Origin of the sequence: Nostoc cf. edaphicum LEGE 07299 (assembly GCF_015207245.1) — a bacterium.
Classification (GTDB): Bacteria; Cyanobacteriota; Cyanobacteriia; order Cyanobacteriales; family Nostocaceae; genus Nostoc; species Nostoc edaphicum_B.
The window spans coordinates 1-4,706 of the sequence record NZ_JADEXF010000406.1 but is presented as its reverse complement, the minus strand read 5'-3'; the positions used below and the strand labels follow the sequence as shown (position 1 = coordinate 4,706).

The 4,706-nt window shown below is 42.8% G+C and carries 4 protein-coding genes; 2 read left to right on the top strand and 2 right to left on the bottom strand.

The window, feature by feature from the left end; genetic code table 11:
• Positions 1–841 (bottom strand): ABC transporter ATP-binding protein (locus IQ229_RS13575; RefSeq protein ID WP_194044495.1); only part of this gene is annotated, 841 nt, incomplete at its 3' end.
• 877 nt (positions 842–1,718) lie between these two features.
• Here IQ229_RS13575 and IQ229_RS13570 point away from each other — a divergent pair.
• Together IQ229_RS13570 and IQ229_RS13565 are read left to right on the top strand one after the other, a co-directional pair.
• Complete coding sequence (locus IQ229_RS13570) at positions 1,719–2,741, top strand: tetratricopeptide repeat protein (RefSeq protein ID WP_194044493.1); 1,023 nt, start codon at positions 1,719–1,721, stop codon at positions 2,739–2,741.
• 411 nt (positions 2,742–3,152) lie between these two features.
• Complete coding sequence (locus tag IQ229_RS13565; protein ID WP_194044491.1) at positions 3,153–4,166, top strand: zinc-dependent alcohol dehydrogenase family protein; 1,014 nt, start codon at positions 3,153–3,155, stop codon at positions 4,164–4,166.
• A gap of 145 nt (positions 4,167–4,311) precedes the next feature.
• Here IQ229_RS13565 and IQ229_RS13560 read toward each other — a convergent pair.
• A partial coding sequence (locus tag IQ229_RS13560; protein WP_194044489.1) for an aldo/keto reductase occupies positions 4,312–4,706 on the bottom strand: 395 nt, incomplete at its 5' end.

The following is a 4,706-nucleotide window of genomic DNA, read 5'->3' as shown; positions in this document are numbered from 1 at the left end:
GTCCAATCCATTCTAAGGTTGCTGAAACAAATGAATCATAAAAGATGGTTTTATCCATTTGCTGAGTGTAGTTGCTGTTCGTAGCACGAAACAATTCGGCATTAAATTTTTCTCTACGGAACAACTGCACGACATTAATACCAAGCACATTTTCTTGTAGCTGTGAATTTAGGATAGACAGTTCTTCTCGCCCTTTGTAATTGGCTTTGCGGTACTGTTTTTGAATGTAAACAATTACCCAGCTAGTTGGTAACAGCATCAATAACAGCAAGCAAGAAAGTTGCCACTGGATGGAAAACATTAAACCCAAAGTCACCAACATTAAAAACAAATCGGATATGATGCCAACTGCTCCAGTCGAAAAGACATCGCCTAACACTTCCACATCGCTGGTGATTCTGGTAATTAATTTACCTACGGGTGTGCGGTCAAAAAAGCGCACTGCTAGAGATGTTACATGCTGAAATAAGTCTTGGCGAATTGCTGCGGTGATTTGTTGCCCTAGCTTTTGGACTATATAACCTTGAAAACCTGTCAACGTCACTTGGATGGCGATCGCAATTACCAATAATCCCTCTAGAATATTTAGCCCTTGCGAGAAGGGACGATTCCTGAAAAGTTCGTAAGTGCTTGGTTCATTACGAATCAGAGAGATTACTTGCCCAATTAAGAAAGGTTGTACGGCATTAGCTAGTGCGATCGGTATGAGTAGGCACATCGACAGCGCCAATAGCCGTCCGTTACGACGGGCATAAGGCACCAAACGCAAAAATAACCGCCAGTCATTTTCACGCCGACGCTCTGGTGTATAAGATTTTTTGAGAGATTGGTAGATGCTCATAGTAAGAGCATTATATTAATGTTTGGAAAAAAACACGCTTGTTTAAAGTAGCGTTTATCTTCCTACTCTGATACCATGCCTGAGATAGAAACTGCAAGACTACTACTAAGATCCTATATTCCTCAATATTTGGACGGTTCTCTTTACGTAGGTAATTATGCCTGAGATAGAAACTGTGCAGTTGCAACTATAGTCATTTTTAATCCGGTGAGGTACAGGTATGCAAATAGACCTAACCCCCTAACCCCCTTCCCGCTTCGGTAAGGGGGAACAATTCAAAGCCTCTCTCCTTTTAGGAGAGAGGTTTGGAGAGAGGTCAAAATTGTACTTCACGCTGGTCGAGAACCGCTATAAGGCACTTATCTCTAGACGACTTTGATTACCTATTTCGCCTCTACTGCGATGCAGAAGTCATCAGGTATTTGTTGCCAAGAACAAGAGAACAAACTCAGGCAAGTTTAAACAAACATATCCAACACTGGCAACAACACAATTTTGGGATGTGGGCAGAGGGAATAAAGACGGTATTGGACGAAGCTTGGAACTCCGACCAATGCAATTGTCCTTCTAGGAGGGGGCTTGTGACGAAGATATTTCTTCCCCCACACCCGATACCCGCTCCAACGGGGCTTGGTAACAACAAGATTCCTGACTTTTGAAATAAATCGCGAATCTGAGGGCGCACTGCTATGCGCCTCTACGGCATTTGTATTAATTGCTTCATAAATATTCCTGTAAGTATGAAAAGATAGCATACTTATCTATTTACGTCTTATATCTAAAGATAGAAGATTAAGGTTAAAATTTGGGAAACCTAAGAGGGGTTCATTCCCTAGAGATGTCCTACCTACTTATCGCAGAATGCAACTGAGGTCAGATGACGCAACCTTTAAATAAAGTCAGAGAATGGGAACTACGTCGTGACGAAGCAAACCGCTATTACCAACGAGGGAAATTCCAAGAGTCTCTCGATCTTGCAACCAAAAATTTATATTTGGCTAGAGCAATTCCAGACCGAGCCAGAGAAGGTTATACATTAAACGACCTCGGTTTAGCTCACCTCAGTTGCTGGCAACCTCAAAGAGCATTAGAGCGTTTTCATCAGGCGCTTTCGGTTGCTGTTGAAATTGGCAACGCGCCAGCAGAGGCAACTGCACTTAGCAATTTGGGTTCTACCTACAGCCGTCTTGGACGCTTTTCGCAAGCGTTGGAATATTTTGACAAAGCACTGCCAATCTTCAGGCGATCGCAAGATACTCAAAGTGAAGTTTCTACTCTTAATGATGTCGCGCTAATTTATACGCGTTTAGGAGAACCAAAACGGGCACTGTTGCTACAACACCAAATTTTGAGGATGCGGCGATTGTTAGGTGACTTTTCTGGTGAAGCAACAACGCTCAATGGCATTGGATTTGCCTACAATGTTTTAGGCAAGTTTGAGCAAGCGCTAGAATTTTTTCAAGCAGCACTACCAATTCAACGAGCTGTCAAGAATTTGCTTGGAGAAGCAACCACCTTAAATAATATTGCTTCTGTGTATCATGATTTAGGACAACCGAAACAAGCGCTGTTGCTCTACTATCAAGTTCTTTTGACACGTCGAGCAATTAGCGATCGCTCTGGTGAAGCAACAACCCTTCACAACATTGGTTTTACCTACAGCACCCTGGCAGAGCATCGCCAAGCAATGAAGTTCTACAAGCAAGCCATTGGGATTTATCAAGAACTGGGCGATAATCTCGGAGAAATTTCAACTTTGCTCAATATGGGAAGCGTTTACGCCACCACAAAACGCAAAAAAATGGCGCGATCGTGCTATCAAAATGCCCAAGAGTTAGCAGAGCAAATTGAATATCAGCCACTTTTAGAAAAAGTACAGCAGTTCATAGATTCTCTGTAGCTTCCAGTTCCCCTTCTCCCGTATTGGGCTACAGTGTACACACAAGTCCTTCTGACCCCCTCTAACTCCCCCGATTCCTTGGGGGAGAAGCGGATATTTCCTCCCTTGTAAAGGCTACCGTGTATACACAAGTCTATCCAGAGCGAGTTCCCAGCCAAGAAAGATAGACTCAAATTGTCTTAAACCATAGACTTCTTGCATAAGTCGGAAAAGGGGAAAGGGGGAAAGGTTCTGTATTGTCCCCTTCCCCTTTAACATGAACCCTTTTTCCCCCTCTTGCAAAAAACACTTTCTAGTGAAATTAAATATGCGTTATGCAGAACCCTTGTAGAGGCGTAGCAAGTGCTACGTCTCTAAATTCTTTTTTACCCTAGCTACAATACCAAAGTTGTAGCTAGAAGAAGAACATCTATGAAAGCTTACGAAATTCAAAGCAACGCTGGGATTGATGCCTTGGCATTAGTCGATCGCCCCCAAGCAAAACCCGCAGCTGGACAAGTTCTGATTCAAGTGAAGGCAACATCCTTAAATTATCGCGATCTGCTGGTTATTGAAGGAGCTTATGGTGCTGGACAGAAATATCCGTTGATTCCCATGTCTGATGGTGCGGGAGAAGTTGTAGCGGTGGGGGAAGGTGTGACACGGGTAAAAATAGGCGATCGCGTCGCTGGTATTTTCTTCCAAGACTGGATTTATGGCTCTTTAACCAAAGAGAAAATGAAATCCGATCTCGGAGGCGGTATCGATGGAATGCTGGCTGAGTATGTCTTATTACACCAAGATGCTTTAGTAATATTACCCGATAACTTATCCTACATTGAAGGCGCAACTTTACCCTGTGCAGCAGTCACCGCTTGGCACGGACTTGTAACAAAAGGCAATATTGGTGCAGGCGATAGTGTTTTATTACTCGGTACTGGAGGAGTTTCAATTTTTGCTCTCCAGTTTGCCAAAATACATGGTGCTAGAGCGATTATTACTTCTAGCAGTGATCAAAAGTTAGCACGAGCGAAACAGCTTGGTGCTGACGAGACAATCAACTACAAAACAACACCAGATTGGGAAAAGCAAGTTTATCAATTAACCAATCGCACGGGTGTAGATCATGTGGTTGAGGTAGGCGGTGCAGGTACTCTGCCAAAATCACTACAAGCAGTCCGCATTGGGGGACGTATTAGTTTGATTGGCGTATTGTCAGGTAGAGGAAATGAAATTGACCCTATGCCAATACTTTTTAAGAGCTTAACAGTTCAGGGAATTTATGTTGGCAGTCGGGAAATATTTGAGGCGATGAATCAGGCGATGCAACAGCATCAAATCAAACCAATTATCGATCGAGTTTTCCCCTTCAATGAAGCACGGGAAGCTTATCATTACCTCAAAAGTGCCGCTCACTTTGGTAAAGTCGTAATTCGTAATTCGTAATTTTAAAGAGTTTAATTAACTTGTTCCCATACTCTATATCTAGTTGTGAATCTAAGAACTAAAACAGAGTACATTGCTTATCTGTACTCGTTCCTGAACAATTCACACTCACCACTCAGCACTCACTACTCAGCACTCAGCACTCTTATGGTGCTGGATTTGGCGACTGAGCATGAACTATATCCAACTCTTCCAAAATGTCTTTGTCGAGAACTACATTCACACTTTCTAAATTCTCTTTAAGTTGTTCCAGTGTTGTAGCACCAATAATTGTGCTAGGCACAAACCAACGACTCCGCACAAATGCTAAGGCCAGATGCGCTGGACTTAGTTGATGACGCTTGGCAATTTCTACATAAGCTGATACGGCTTGACTGACTTTCGGTTTCAAATAGCGCTGACCAAAATTCTCAAACAAAGTGACTCTTGCTTTCTCTGGTTTGCCATTTAGATATTTGCCAGTCAAGAAGCCAAATGCTAAAGGACTATAAGCTAATAACCCAATTTCCTCGTGATAAACTGCTTCTGCTAAAGATCCTT